Consider the following 13,439-nt stretch of genomic DNA (forward strand, 5'->3'; position numbering starts at 1 on the left):
AACGCGTGTCCGATCGTCCCTTGGTTACTACCCGGACATGCCCTGCTCAAATGACAAGGGCGCCACGCGGGCGCCCTTGCGAACTGTGGCGGAGTGGACGGGACTCGAACCCGCGACCTCCGGCGTGACAGGCCAGCATTCTAACCAACTGAACTACCACTCCGCATTTTTCTGGTGGGTGCTGTAGGGATCGAACCTACGACCACCGCCTTGTAAGGGCGACGCTCTACCGCTGAGCTAAGCACCCGAAACCAAGCGTCAGCCGCTTAGTTTAGGGCATCCTTGAGGGTCTTGCCAGCCTTGAACGCAGGTACTTTGGAAGCCTTGATCTTGATAGCTTCGTTGGTACGCGGATTGCGACCGGTACGAGCCGCACGCTTGCGCACAGTGAACGTACCGAAGCCGACCACCGAGACGTCTTCGCCCTTCTTCAACGACTTCTGCACGGTCTCGAAAAAGGCTTCAAGGGCACGGCCAGCGTCGGCCTTGGTCAGCTCGGCCTTTTCGGCGATGGCATTGATCAGATCGGTTTTATTCATTGAGAAACTCCCTTATTCGGATTTCGGCAGTGTGGCCAGTCCTTAAGGACGCGACAACACTGACGTGGATGGTTGGCTCTTGCTAAGCGCCGTAACGCAACCCCGCATCGCTGCGCTGACACACAACGCCGGGACTGCGGTATCGCCTTTATACCAGTGCCTTGCTGGAATTCGCAACACAAGTCCCAGCAACGTTTCCGGATGATCGGCGATGCAGGAAACCGCTTGCAAAACAGACGCTGGAGGACTACGTCCAAATTTCGTCGACCAACGGCGAAAAGGGCAAAAAAAAGCCCCGCGGAGGCAGGGCTTTTTCTGAAGGACAAATTACCGGACATCGATCCGTGGAATCAATGCGTGAGCGAATGACCCTCGGCGGACTCGCCCACCACGGCAGCGGGCGTCTCGTCCTTGGACGGGTTGGGCTGCAGCGGTCGTTCCAGCGCAATGTCCAGCACTTCGTCAATCCAGCGCACCGGGTGAATCTCCAGCGATGACGTGATGTTGGCCGGCATATCCGCCAGATCCTTCTTGTTGTCCTCCGGAATGATCACCGTGGTGATTCCGCCGCGATGGGCCGCCAGCAATTTTTCCTTCAGCCCACCAATCGGCAACACCCGACCGCGCAAGGTGATCTCGCCGGTCATCGCCACTTCGGAGCGGACCGGTACCTTGGTCAGCACCGAAACCAGCGCGGTGCACATGGCGATGCCCGCGCTCGGCCCGTCCTTCGGCGTGGCGCCCTCCGGCACGTGGATATGCACGTCGAGCTTCTGATGAAACTCCGGATCGATGCCCAACTGATCGGCACGCGCACGCACGACGGAAAGCGCCGCCTGGATCGATTCCTTCATGACGTCGCCAAGCTGACCGGTATGCACCAGCCTGCCCTTGCCGCCCACTACCGAAGCCTCGATGCTCAGCAGCTCACCACCCACCTGGGTCCAGGCAAGTCCCGTCACCAGACCAACTTCGTTCTGCAGTTCCTTGCGTCCGAAATCAAAGCGGCGCACACCCAGGTACTGATCAAGATTGGACGAGTCAACCATGATCCGGCCCGCGGCTTTCTTGGCCCTGGCCTTGGCCGACTTTGCAGCAGGCGCTTTCACCTTGGCCTTTTTCACCTGATCCAGGGTCAGCTCCTTGACCACCTTGCGGCAGATCTTGGAAATTTCGCGCTCCAGGTTGCGCACACCCGATTCGCGCGTGTAGTAGCGAACAATGTCGCGCAGCGCATCTTCCGTCACGCTGAGCTCTTCCGGTTTCAGACCATTCGCCTTGAGCTGTTTCGACAGCAGGTACTTCTGCGCGATGCCGAGCTTTTCGTCCTCGGTGTAACCTGGAATGCGGATGACTTCCATGCGGTCCAGCAGCGGCCCGGGGATGTTCAGCGAGTTTGCCGTGGCGATCCACATCACCTCGGACAGGTCCAGATCGACCTCGAGATAGTGATCGTTGAACGCGTGGTTCTGCTCCGGATCAAGAACCTCCAGCAAGGCTGACGAAGGATCCCCGCGGAAATCCGTCGACATCTTGTCGATCTCATCCAGCACGAACAGTGGATTCTTGGCTCCCACCTTGTTGATGTTCTGCACGATCCGGCCTGGCATCGAGCCAATGTAGGTACGCCGATGGCCGCGAATCTCGGCCTCGTCGCGTACGCCACCCAGGCTCATCCGCACGAATTTCCGGTTGGTCGCCTTGGCAATCGACTGTCCCAGCGAGGTCTTGCCCACGCCCGGCGGTCCGACCAGGCACAAGATCGGCCCCTTCATCACCGACACACGTTGTTGCACGGCGAGATACTCGAGGATGCGGTCCTTGACCTTCTCCAGGCCGAAATGATCGGCATCGAGCACCTCCTGGGCCATTTGCAGATCCTTGCGCACCTTGCTGCGCCTTTTCCACGGCACACCGACCAGCCAGTCGAGGTAGTTGCGCACCACCGTCGCCTCGGCCGACATCGGAGACATCTGCTTGAGCTTGTTGAATTCCTGCCGGGCCTTGGACAGCACAGCCTTCGGCATGCCGGAGGTTTCGATCTTCTTCTGCAGCTCCTCGATCTCGTTGGGGCCCTCTTCGCTGTCGCCGAGCTCCTTCTGGATCGCCTTCATCTGCTCGTTGAGGTAGTACTCGCGCTGGCTTTTCTCCATCTGCGACTTGACCCGGCCGCGGATACGTTTCTCGACCTGCTGCAGGTCCATTTCACCGTCGACCAGTCCGATCAGCAGCTCCAGACGCTGGCCCACGTCGGCCGTTTCCAGCACCTTCTGCTTGTCGGCCATGCGCACGGAGAGGTGCGCGGCGATGGAATCGGCGACGCGCGACGGATCATCGATGCCGGACAGGCTGGCCAGCACTTCCGGCGGCAGCTTGCGGCTCTGTTTGACAAGTTGTTCGAACAGGGAGATCAACGTACGGGAGACCACGTCGAGCTCGCGCTCCTTCGCCTGGTAGACCGGCTCGATCACCCGCGAACGGGCGGTAAGCATGCCGCCCTCTTCCCGGAAATCTTCGACCGCCACGCGCGATTGGCCTTCGACAAGCACCTTGACCGTACCGTCGGGCAACTTCAGCAACTGCAGCACGCCGGCCAGCGTGCCGACCTGGTGCAGGTCGGCAATCTCCGGATCGTCGATATCGGGGCTTTTCTGTGCGACCAGCAATATCTGCCGTTCGCCCTCCATGGCACGCTCCAGCGCCCGCATGGATTTGTCGCGGCCGACAAACAGGGGGATGACCATGTGCGGATAAACCACCACGTCGCGCAACGGCAACACCGGCAGGGCGTCCAGCGCAACAGGAAGGGGGGCGTTCTTGGCCATGAAAGAGGGGTCCCTCGGGTTCGAATCTGGTTTCATCCCGACACTGCGCCGGGCCTGTCAACACGTCAAGTGGAGGCAACCGGCCGCCCACTCAAGGTGTACGGGGTACCAAAAAGAGGAACGGCCCCGGTGATTCCACCGGAGCCGCCATTATTTTACCGAGCACAAGGAAGTTCAGGCGGCGTCGCCACCATCGCCAGCAACGCGCTGCTGCAGATTGCCGCGATAGATCAGGTAAGGCTCGGCCTGTCCCTCGATGACCGCGTCGTCCACCACCACCTTGCTGACATGTTCCAGCGAAGGCAGTTCGTACATCGTTTCGAGCAACACCTGTTCCAGGATGGTGCGCAGGCCGCGCGCGCCGGTCTTCCGCTTGAGCGCCTTGCGGGCAATCGCCTGCAGCGCTTCGGGACGGAATTCCAGCTCCACTTCCTCCATTTCGAACAGTTTCTTGAACTGCTTGGTAACGGCATTCTTCGGCTCGGTGAGGATCTTCACCAGCGCCGCCTCATCCAGCTCGTCCAGTGTGGCCACGACCGGCAGGCGCCCGACGAACTCGGGTATCAGACCGAAACGCACCAAATCGGAAGGCTCCACATCGGCCAGCACCTTGCCCAGGTTCTGGGTACGCTCCTTGCTGCGCACCTCGGCGGAAAAGCCGATGCTGGTATTTTCGGACCGGGACTGGATGACTTTCTCCAGACCAGCGAACGCGCCGCCGCAAATGAACAGGATGTTCTTGGTGTCGACCTGCAGGAATTCCTGCTGCGGGTGCTTGCGTCCACCCTGCGGTGGAACCGACGCCAAGGTACCTTCGATCAGTTTCAGCAGCGCCTGCTGCACGCCTTCACCCGACACATCGCGGGTGATCGACGGGTTCTCGCTCTTGCGTGAAATCTTGTCGATCTCATCGATGTAAACGATGCCTGACTGCGCCTTCTCGACGTCGTAGTCGCACTTCTGCAGCAGCTTCTGGATGATGTTCTCGACATCCTCGCCCACATAACCCGCTTCGGTCAGCGTGGTTGCATCGGCGATCGTGAACGGCACATTGAGCAGGCGCGCCAGTGTTTCGGCCAGCAGCGTCTTGCCCGAACCGGTCGGACCGATCAGCAGGATATTGGACTTGCCCAGTTCGATGTCATCGCTCTTCTGGCGCGACTCGATCCGCTTGTAATGGTTGTACACGGCCACTGCCAGCGCCTTCTTGGCGCGGGTCTGGCCCACTACGTATTGATCCAGCGATTCGCGGATCTCCCGCGGTTTCGGCAACTGGGTGCGCCCGGAGGCAGCCTTTTCTTCCAGTTCTTCACGGATGATGTCGTTGCACAGCTCCACGCATTCGTCGCAGATGAACACGGATGGACCCGCGATCAGCTTGCGCACTTCATGCTGGCTCTTGCCGCAGAAAGAGCAATAGAGAATCTTGCCGCTGTCGCTGGAACGCCCCTGCCGGTCGTCACTCATACTCTCGATCCCGCTGGTAAATCTGAATGCGTCGCGAGAATAACACAGGCCTCCGCGTCTGCCTGCAGACGCGGAGCCCGTCTCGCAACTCCGGGGTACGCCTGGTGAATCAGGCCGATTTCACTGTTTCGACGGTACGCTTGTCGAGCACTTCGTCGATCAGGCCGTAGGTTTTGGCATCGACGGCGTTCATGAAGCGGTCGCGCTCCATGTCCAGTTCGATCTTCTCGATCGGCTGGCCGGTGTGCTCGACGTAGATCTGGTTCAGGCGCTGGCGCATGTACAGGATCTCGCGTGCCTGGATTTCAATATCGGTCGCCTGGCCCTGCGCGCCGCCTGAGGGCTGATGGATCATCACCCTCGAATTCGGCAACGAGAAGCGCTTGCCCTTGGCGCCAGCCGTCAACAACAGCGATCCCATGCTGCATGCCTGGCCGATGCACATGGTGCTGACGTCCGGCTTGATGAACTGCATGGTGTCGTAGATCGCCAGGCCAGCCGTGACCGCGCCGCCGGGGCTGTTGATGTAGAAGTGGATGTCCTTGTCGGGATTTTCCGACTCCAGGAACAGCATCTGCGCGACGATCACGTTGGCCACCTGATCGTTGACTTCGCCCACCAGGAAGATCACCCGCTCCTTCAGAAGACGCGAGTAGATATCGTAGGAGCGCTCGCCACGAGCGGTCTGCTCGACGACCATCGGTACCAAATTGAGGTTCTGGATGGGATCCATGGCCATGTTTGCAGCTCTCCGCTTGATGAGCCTGGCGTAATTGCTCAGGCGTTGACCGGGCGCATCACGTCGTCGAAGCTCAGGTCCTGCTGGGTGGTCTTGGCATGTTCCGCCACCCATTCGGCCACCTGATCTTCCATCACGCGATTTTGCAGCCCAGACATCAGTTGGGGGTCGCCGTTGTAGAGTTCAATGACCTTTTCCGGCTCTTCATAGGTTGAGGCAATCGCTGCAAGCTGTTCAGCAATACGCTTTCGATCGATCTTGATTTCCTGCTTGCGTGCGATTTCACCCATCAGCAGGCCGGCGATCACCCGTTTGCGCGCGATCGGCAGTGCGGCATCAATCAGCTGTGGTGGCGGCTGCTGACCCTGCGGGACATTGCCGGCAGCCATGTTACGTGCCTCCGATTGCACCATCAGCTTCGGCACATCCAGCTCGGCATGCGAATCGGCCAGTTTTTCCGCCACTTCGGATTTCAGGCGGGCCATCAGTGCCGCCTTCAACTCGCGCTCGAGATTGGCACGAACCTCCTTGCGGAAGGTATCCAAGTCCCCATCGGCGATACCGAACAGCTTGGCAAACTCGCCGTCGATCTCGGGCAGTTTCGGTGCCTGCACCTTGATGATATTCAAGCTGACCTTGGCCGTTTTACCGGCCAGCTGATCGTTGCGAAAATCGTCCGGAAAGGCGATTTCAGTATCGAAACCATCGTCCACCTGGCGGCCGGCCAGCGCCTCGTCCAGCGCCTTGAACAAGGTGCCGGAACCCAGCACGCTGCCAGCACGTTCCAGGCCTTCGGCCGGGAAACGGTAATCGCCCGCTTCGGCCGAGTATTCAAACATCACGAAGTCGCCTTCGATGGAGGCACGCTCGACCTCGTCGAAGCTGCGGCGTTGCTGGCGCAGGGTCTCCAGCATCTTGTCGATGTCCGCATCGGTCACCTCCGCCGTCGGGCGAGTGATCTCGAGCGCAGCCACATCGACAGCAGGGAATTCCGGCATGATCTCGAACGTTGCGGTATAGGCAATTTCACCGTTTTCCGGCCTGCCGGTGGTGTTGATCGCCGGGTTCGCGATGGGCTGCAGCTTTTCCTGCTCGACCGCTTCGCGCAACGTGCTTCCGATCAGGTCGGAAAGCACCTCGCCCCGAACCTGCTCGCCAAAACGCTGCTTGATCACCGTCGTGGGCACCTTGCCCGGTCGGAAACCCTTCAAACGAACGGTGCGGCCCATTTCCGCAATGCGCGCGCTCACCTGCGTCTCGAACCGCTCCGCGGGAAATTTCACCGTGAGCTTGCGCTCAAGCGAGCCGATGTTCTCAACCGAAACCTGCATGACGTCTCCTGGTACTACCTATGTTGTGGCCCTGCCACAGGCGCCATGGCGACAATTGTCGCCTGCAAAAACCATAAAAGGATCATCGGGGCATGGTGCGAAAGGGGGGACTCGAACCCCCACGGGGTTACCCGCTGGAACCTAAATCCAGTGCGTCTACCAATTCCGCCACTCTCGCCTTGCCACCCTCATCAGACACTACGTCACCGCCGGAAGCTGAATCGATTGTCATCCGTCGGGCACGCCAGTCTAAGTCGATGATTCCCTTGTACGAAAGCAGACCATTTTACGGTTGCCCGACCTTGCAGCACAAGCAGGCAAGCGCTCCAACAAATGAATCAGCACACATCCAGCGAAAGCCGTCGGCAACGGCCCTGCGCCGCCACCCGGGCACGACACACCGCTGAGGACGGTATTGGGGAGCTGTAAGGCAACCTCCGCTCGGCAGGCATGGACGGAAACCCAAGGGATTCAGGCCCTCGTTTGCGCTTTCTGCCCTGGCGCGGCGGCTTCGGTAGCTCGGTGCTACATTCGCCTCTCAACCACCGACAAAGGGGATACACAGATGAACCTGAAAGCATTGACCGTTCGACCGGCACTGTTCGTGGGCATGCTCGCCCTGGCGTTTGCAGGTCCCGTATTGGCGCAACAACAGCCCAGTTCGGGACTGGGCAGCTCCTGGCCTACCGACGCGCCTGACGTGAGCAGCATGCCCGGATTTCATGCTTACGCGTGGGTGAAGGCAGGTGTGAAGTATGTGCAGATCAATGACGCGGCAGGGAATGTCCTAGTGGCCGTGGCCACATCGAATGGCGACTTTTTGGCATTGCCCATGGGGCGCAGCGCCAAGGATCTGCAGGTACCGCAAGACGGCTCAACGCCGGACGACTCCGGCTCGGGAGTGACGGTCTACCAGGATGATACGGTGCAGCTCACCGCGACGCCCCAGAGCGATGGCGTGATGATGTTCAAGGCCGTGTCCAAGTGCACCAATCCAGTCGAATGCACGACTCACGTCAATTCCAATTGAGAACCAACGGGTTGGCGCGCTCGACCGGCGCCGCCCTCTCCCATCCGGCCGCCATGGGTTCGCGCACGAAAACACCGATATTCTGGCCATGGACCGTGGTGCGTACGCGGACCGTTCCTTCATAAAGTGTGGCGCAATCCCGGATGGCATTCATGCCTAGACCGGTGGCGGCCAGACGCCGGTTGAGCATGGACAATCCTTGCTCACGGGCCGTCGGGTCGTGGGAAAACAGCGCATCGATCCGGATGAACACCCACTGGTGTCCGGAGCGCTGGCCAGCGCGCAGGTGCACGGTGATGTCCCGGACGCTGTTTTGGGTGCATTGGAGACAGACACCCTCGCAAGCAAGGCGATACAGCGCGAGCTGGAGTGGCTGTGACAGATGCTGGAGGCTGCCCTTCACCTGGCACCAGTAGCCAACCCGATGGGAGTTGAGCCCTCGGGCGATGCCACCACGGCGCAAGGCGGCCTCCAGGCCGTGCTCTCGCAGCGTCACGGGGTTCATGCTGTCGGCCAACTGAAACATTTGCTCGCGGGTCACGGTCGTCCGCCGTCGCAACTCGCGGGTATCGACCGTTGGTCGATGCTGACGCAGGCGATCGAACAGAAGCTCCTCGGTCGCCTGGACTGTTTCGCTCACCAATTCTATGCACCATGCGCTTTGCTGAAGCTGGGCTTCGCACTGCGCCTGGATGCGCCGTGCGAGATCGAGGGAATGCTGGGACGGTTCATCCCCTTTTGTCCGCCGCCAGACCTGGACTGAAAGGCGGCTGCCAAAGAGCAGCATGGAGCTGACAGCGAAGGCAACGAATACTTCCGCTTTAAGAGTCGAGGCGTCGTAGAGTTCGGGCATTGTCAAAGCCACCGCCACACTGGCCGCCGTTCCTCCAATGGCCGCGCCAGGCCAACCATGTCGCAATGCGAGCCAGACCACCGGCGCGAACATGAGCATGCGGGCGACTGCCTGCGCCGTGTCACCAGATGCTTCGGTGCCAAACCAGACCAACAGCGCCAACACCGGCAATACAAAGGCAGCCGTCTCGATCGCCAACGGGTTAGCGAGGGCGCGCTCGATCGTGGGCCGCCACAACGCAGGCCGCTTCGCCCTTCCTTTCCAGATCAGCAGCACCAGTGGCGCAACCGTCAGCACGCCCAGGTAATTGCCGATGAACCAGCGGGCCGCCTCGATGCCATATTGGATGGGCGGAAAACCCGCCGGCACCTGTGCCGTCGAGAGTGTGAGGGTGTAGGCCAGAGTCCAGATTGCGGAAACCGCCAGCGCGCAACCCATCACCACGGGCAGACGTGCGGGGCCATGCTGCGGCACCATGCCCAGGCGATCACGACAATACTTCACGATGGGCATGGCCATGCCCATCGGCGGCACCAGCATCAAGCTGGACCAGAGCCAACCAAAGGTTTCCACGCACGAAAGGCTTGCATAGGCCACCGGGCCCATTTCACCAACCAGCAACGCAGGCCAGTAGCGATACGGCACCAGCATCAGCACGGACAGGCGATAACCCGCGAAGACCACCCAATGCGACCAGGACACCTCCCGCAAGAGCAGAAATCCGAGCGCATAGCTCAGAGCGACGGCGGCGTGCCGCGTCCCGACGTTCCATCGTGATCCTTGACTCATCCGGCGCCCCCTAGACGATCAGACATCCTTCAGCACTCTTGTGGAGACGAACCCCTGCCCCGCCATCATGCCTGTGACACGACCAAGAAACTGCGACGTCACACACGGGGCGACCCGCTCCTAGGAAACTTTAGCTCCCAATGGTCCTCCACTTGCCCCGCGGTCGCAATTATGCTCTCTGACCCGCCCTCAGTGGCTAGTCTTTATCCTGGAGAACGCTTGGACCGTTTCCGCCCCGAAAACCACGCCGAAGTCCCGGTTCCCATGCCTGAAACGAAAAAGGCACCTAGATCGCTCTAAGTGCCTGTTTCTGATTGGTGGGCCGTGAAGGATTCGAACCTTCGACCAATTGATTAAGAGTCAACTGCTCTACCAACTGAGCTAACGGCCCAGGAAACCTGGGTTGAAACTGGGGTGGATGATGGGATTCGAACCCACGACAACCGGAATCACAATCCGGGACTCTAACCAGCTGAGCTACACCCACCATAAATCTTGTAACTGGTGCGCCCGACAGGACTCGAACCTGCAACCGTCGGCTTAGAAGGCCGATGCTCTATCCGGTTGAGCTACAGGCGCAGTCTCTGCGGGTAGAACGTGTCGCTGGTCGGGGCAGAGGGATTCGAACCCCCGACTTTTGCGTCCCAAACGCAACGCTCTACCAGACTGAGCTATACCCCGTTTTTCGAATCCCGGTCATGTCGCCACCGGAACCCCGAAATGTTACGGGTGACGCCTCGCACAGTCAATCCGTATCAAAGCACATTTTGTATTTCTTGACCTGCTTTCGCGGAGAAAAATTGTCCTCTCCTTGAAAACAAAACGAGGTGCAAGCACCCCGCCTCGCCGTATAAAAATGGTGCGCCCGGAGAGATTCGAACTCCCGACCACCTAGTTCGTAGCCAGGTACTCTATCCAACTGAGCTACGGGCGCACTAAAAAACCTGTTGCTTCGTTGCATCGATGTTTCGAAATCGAGCCGGTGAAGCAAGAAGCGGAATTATTCAGACTCCGCCCTCGTGCGTCAACCCTTTTCGCAAAATTTTCTTCAACAAACCTCATCCGGTGCTCGGCAAATGCGATCTGCCTTGAGATTCGCGAGCGTCACCTGCACACAGATGCGGCCAAGCGGCTGAGATATACAAAATCAAAAAGGGCGGCTAACGCCGCCCTTTTCGATGACTGTTTCCGCCACGGCTAATAGCCGTCCAAACCGATCAACCGTCGAATCCTGTCCGGCTCTGCGGGGCCGGGTCGCCCACCTTGCCCACAGTCGATCCAGTGTCGCTTTTCGGCGGCGGTGGTGGAGGCGTGGCTCCGGTCGAAGCGTTCTTGGTCCAGTCCGTCGGAGGTCCCGGAACGCGCCCTGCCATGATGTCGTCGATCTGGTGCGCATCGATGGTTTCGTACTGCAACAGTGCTTCGGCCATGGCATGCAGCTTGTCGAGATTCGCCGTGAGCAATTCCTTGCTGCGCGCATAAGCGCGATCAAGAATGCCGCGCACCACTTCGTCGATCTTGCTGGCAGTCTCGTTGGAGATGCTCTTGTGCTGGGTCACCGAGCGACCCAGGAACACTTCGTCCTCATCCTCGCCATAGGTGATCGGCCCGAGCTCGTCGGACAAGCCCCATTTGGTCGCCATGTTGCGCGCCATCTTGGTGGCCCGCTCGATATCGTTGGAGGCTCCCGTAGTGACCTTGTCGTTGCCGAAGATCAATTCCTCGGCCACGCGACCGCCATAAAGGGAGCACAGCTGCGACTGGATCGCGACGCGGTTGATGCTGTACTTGTCGCCCTCCGGCAGGTACATGGTCACACCCAGCGCGCGACCGCGTGGAATGATCGTGACCTTGTAGACCGGGTCATGTTCAGGCACCAGCCGACCGACGATCGCATGGCCAGCCTCGTGATAAGCGGTGAGCTTCTTCTCGTCCTCGCTCATTGCCATCGAGCGACGCTCGGTTCCCATCAGAATCTTGTCGCGGGCCTTGTCGAGATGGCTCATGCGTACTTCGCGGGCATTTTCGCGCGCAGCGAACAGCGCCGCCTCGTTGACCAGGTTGGCCAGGTCGGCGCCAGAGAAGCCAGGGGTACCACGGGCGATCGTCATGGCGTTCACGTCGCTGGCGGTCGGCACCTTGCGCATATGCACTTTGAGGATCTGTTCGCGGCCGCGCACGTCCGGGAGGCCGACCACGACCTGGCGATCGAAGCGGCCCGGACGCAGCAACGCTGGATCCAGCACGTCGGGGCGGTTGGTCGCGGCGATCACGATGATGCCTTCGGTGCCTTCGAAACCGTCCATTTCGACCAGCAGCTGATTCAATGTCTGCTCGCGCTCGTCATGGCCGCCACCGAGGCCGGCACCGCGATGGCGACCGACTGCGTCGATTTCATCGATGAAGATGATGCACGGCGCGTGTTTCTTGGCCTGCTCGAACATGTCGCGCACGCGGCTGGCGCCAACGCCGACGAACATTTCGACGAAATCGGAACCGGAAATCGCGAAGAACGGCACCTTGGCCTCGCCCGCGATGGCTTTCGCCAGCAGGGTCTTGCCGGTACCGGGCGGACCGACCATCAGTACGCCGCGCGGGATCTTGCCGCCTAGTTTCTGGAACCGGCCCGGATCACGCAGGAATTCGACCAGTTCGCCGACCTCCTCCTTGGCCTCATCGCAACCGGCGACGTCGCTGAAGTTGACCTTGATCTGGTCCTCGCCCTGCAGCTTGGCGCGCGAACGGCCAAAACTCATTGCCCCGCGGCCGCCACCTCCGGACTGCATCTGCCGCATGAACCAGATGAATACGCCTACGATCAACAGCACCGGCAGCCAGCTGACCAGCAGACCGATCAGCGAGAAGCCCTCGGAAGGGTCCTGACGGACCTCGACGCCCTTGTCCTGCATCTGCTTGACCACCTCGTTGGTGGAGAAGCCGAGCATCGGCGCAACCGTACGGAACGGGCTGCCGTCCTTCAGCTTGCCGCTGATGGTGGCGGGCTGGTCCGCGCTGATCGTGGCGTTGGCCACGTTGCCGTTGTCCACACTCTGCACGAACGAGCTGTAAGGCAGGTCGGAGGAGCCCGCAGAGTGCGGATTGAAGCTCTGGAACACGGTGAAAAGAACCACCGCGATGATTACCCAGAGCAACACATTTTTCGCTGTTTCATTCATGCACGGTTCTCGCCCGGTGACACCGCGGAAGGCTTCAGCCCTACCGCTAGTGCGTACACCTCACGCGAACGCGCGCGGGAGGCCTTAGGTTTACGCATGGTTACGCGGGTGAAGTCCGCGCGCAAGCTGCGCAGGTAATCGTCAAAACCGACTCCCTGAAACAATTTGATCAGGAACGAGCCGCCCGGCTTGAGCCACTGCCGACTGAAATCCAGCGCGAGTTCGGCCAGTGCCATCGCGCGGATCTGGTCGGCCAGCGCCACTCCACTCATATTGGGGGCCATATCGGACAGTACAAGATCCACCTTGAGGCCTTCCAGCCGCGATTCCAGTTCCCGCAGCACGGACTCCTCGCGGAAGTCACCCTGCAGGAAATCCACCCCCGCGATACTCTGCATCGGCAGGATATCCAGCGCGAACACCTTGCCGGTGTCGCCCAGGCCATTGCGCACCAGTTGCGACCAGCTACCGGGGGCGGCGCCCAGATCGACCACGTTGATGCCCGGTTTCAGCAGGCGGTCGCGTTCCAGCAATTCCTCCAGCTTGTATACCGCACGCGAACGCAAGCCCTCGGCCTGGGCTTTCTTCACGTATTCGTCATTGAAGTGTTCACGCAGCCAGACTGCACTGCTTTTGCTGCGGGCCATATCGTGGTGTCGCCGATTGGGGAACGGGATGGCGCATGATACC

The 13,439-nt window shown here is 60.3% G+C and carries 9 protein-coding genes and 8 tRNA genes; 1 reads left to right on the plus strand and 16 read right to left on the minus strand.

What is annotated here, in order from left to right; translation table 11 throughout:
* Positions 1-86: 86 nt before the first annotated feature.
* The 8 genes from ACPPVV_RS10200 to ACPPVV_RS10235 all read right to left on the minus strand — a co-directional run bounded on the left by ACPPVV_RS10200 (position 87) and on the right by ACPPVV_RS10235 (position 7,079).
* A tRNA-Asp gene (locus ACPPVV_RS10200) sits at positions 87-163 on the minus strand.
* Between the two features lie 9 nt (positions 164-172).
* Positions 173-247: transfer RNA gene (locus tag ACPPVV_RS10205), tRNA-Val, on the minus strand.
* Positions 248-266: 19 nt separating this feature from the next.
* On the minus strand, positions 267-539 hold the full coding sequence (locus tag ACPPVV_RS10210) for an HU family DNA-binding protein (protein WP_007511239.1): 273 nt from the start codon (positions 537-539) through the stop codon (positions 267-269).
* A gap of 350 nt (positions 540-889) precedes the next feature.
* A complete protein-coding gene (gene lon / locus ACPPVV_RS10215; RefSeq protein ID WP_426699788.1) occupies positions 890-3,364 on the minus strand; it encodes an endopeptidase La in 2,475 nt (824 codons plus the stop codon).
* Positions 3,365-3,538: 174 nt separating this feature from the next.
* A complete protein-coding gene (gene clpX / locus ACPPVV_RS10220; RefSeq protein ID WP_426699789.1) occupies positions 3,539-4,831 on the minus strand; it encodes an ATP-dependent Clp protease ATP-binding subunit ClpX in 1,293 nt (430 codons plus the stop codon).
* A 109-nt stretch (positions 4,832-4,940) separates the two neighbouring features.
* Positions 4,941-5,570 carry an ATP-dependent Clp endopeptidase proteolytic subunit ClpP gene (gene clpP, locus ACPPVV_RS10225; protein WP_426699790.1) on the minus strand — a complete coding sequence of 210 codons (630 nt, stop codon included), beginning with the start codon at positions 5,568-5,570 and terminating at the stop codon, positions 4,941-4,943.
* A gap of 38 nt (positions 5,571-5,608) precedes the next feature.
* Entirely contained in the window at positions 5,609-6,901 is a 1,293-nt protein-coding gene (gene tig / locus ACPPVV_RS10230) for a trigger factor (protein WP_426699791.1), read from the minus strand.
* 93 nt (positions 6,902-6,994) lie between these two features.
* Positions 6,995-7,079 (minus strand) — tRNA-Leu (locus ACPPVV_RS10235).
* Positions 7,080-7,466: 387 nt separating this feature from the next.
* Here ACPPVV_RS10235 and ACPPVV_RS10240 point away from each other — a divergent pair.
* Positions 7,467-7,931 carry a hypothetical protein gene (locus ACPPVV_RS10240; RefSeq protein WP_426699792.1) on the plus strand — a complete coding sequence of 155 codons (465 nt, stop codon included), beginning with the start codon at positions 7,467-7,469 and terminating at the stop codon, positions 7,929-7,931.
* Here ACPPVV_RS10240 and ACPPVV_RS10245 read toward each other — a convergent pair.
* The 8 genes from ACPPVV_RS10245 to rlmE all read right to left on the minus strand — a co-directional run bounded on the left by ACPPVV_RS10245 (position 7,918) and on the right by rlmE (position 13,396).
* Complete coding sequence (locus ACPPVV_RS10245; protein WP_426699793.1) at positions 7,918-9,573, minus strand: MASE1 domain-containing protein; 1,656 nt, start codon at positions 9,571-9,573, stop codon at positions 7,918-7,920. The two genes, ACPPVV_RS10240 and ACPPVV_RS10245, sit on opposite strands and share 14 nt — an antisense overlap.
* A gap of 315 nt (positions 9,574-9,888) precedes the next feature.
* Positions 9,889-9,964 (minus strand) — tRNA-Lys (locus tag ACPPVV_RS10250).
* Positions 9,965-9,983: 19 nt separating this feature from the next.
* A tRNA-His gene (locus ACPPVV_RS10255) sits at positions 9,984-10,060 on the minus strand.
* A 15-nt stretch (positions 10,061-10,075) separates the two neighbouring features.
* A tRNA-Arg gene (locus tag ACPPVV_RS10260) sits at positions 10,076-10,152 on the minus strand.
* 25 nt (positions 10,153-10,177) lie between these two features.
* Positions 10,178-10,254, minus strand: a tRNA-Pro gene (locus ACPPVV_RS10265).
* A 176-nt stretch (positions 10,255-10,430) separates the two neighbouring features.
* Positions 10,431-10,507 (minus strand) — tRNA-Arg (locus tag ACPPVV_RS10270).
* 283 nt (positions 10,508-10,790) lie between these two features.
* Entirely contained in the window at positions 10,791-12,749 is a 1,959-nt protein-coding gene (ftsH, locus tag ACPPVV_RS10275) for an ATP-dependent zinc metalloprotease FtsH (RefSeq protein WP_426699794.1), read from the minus strand.
* Positions 12,746-13,396: a 23S rRNA (uridine(2552)-2'-O)-methyltransferase RlmE gene (gene rlmE, locus ACPPVV_RS10280; protein ID WP_426699795.1), complete on the minus strand. Its 651-nt coding sequence runs from the start codon at positions 13,394-13,396 to the stop codon at positions 12,746-12,748. The genes ftsH and rlmE overlap by 4 nt, the downstream gene beginning before the upstream one ends.
* Between the last annotated feature and the right edge of the window lie 43 nt (positions 13,397-13,439).

The organism is Rhodanobacter sp. Col0626, from assembly GCF_049994385.1.
Classification (GTDB): Bacteria; Pseudomonadota; Gammaproteobacteria; order Xanthomonadales; family Rhodanobacteraceae; genus Rhodanobacter.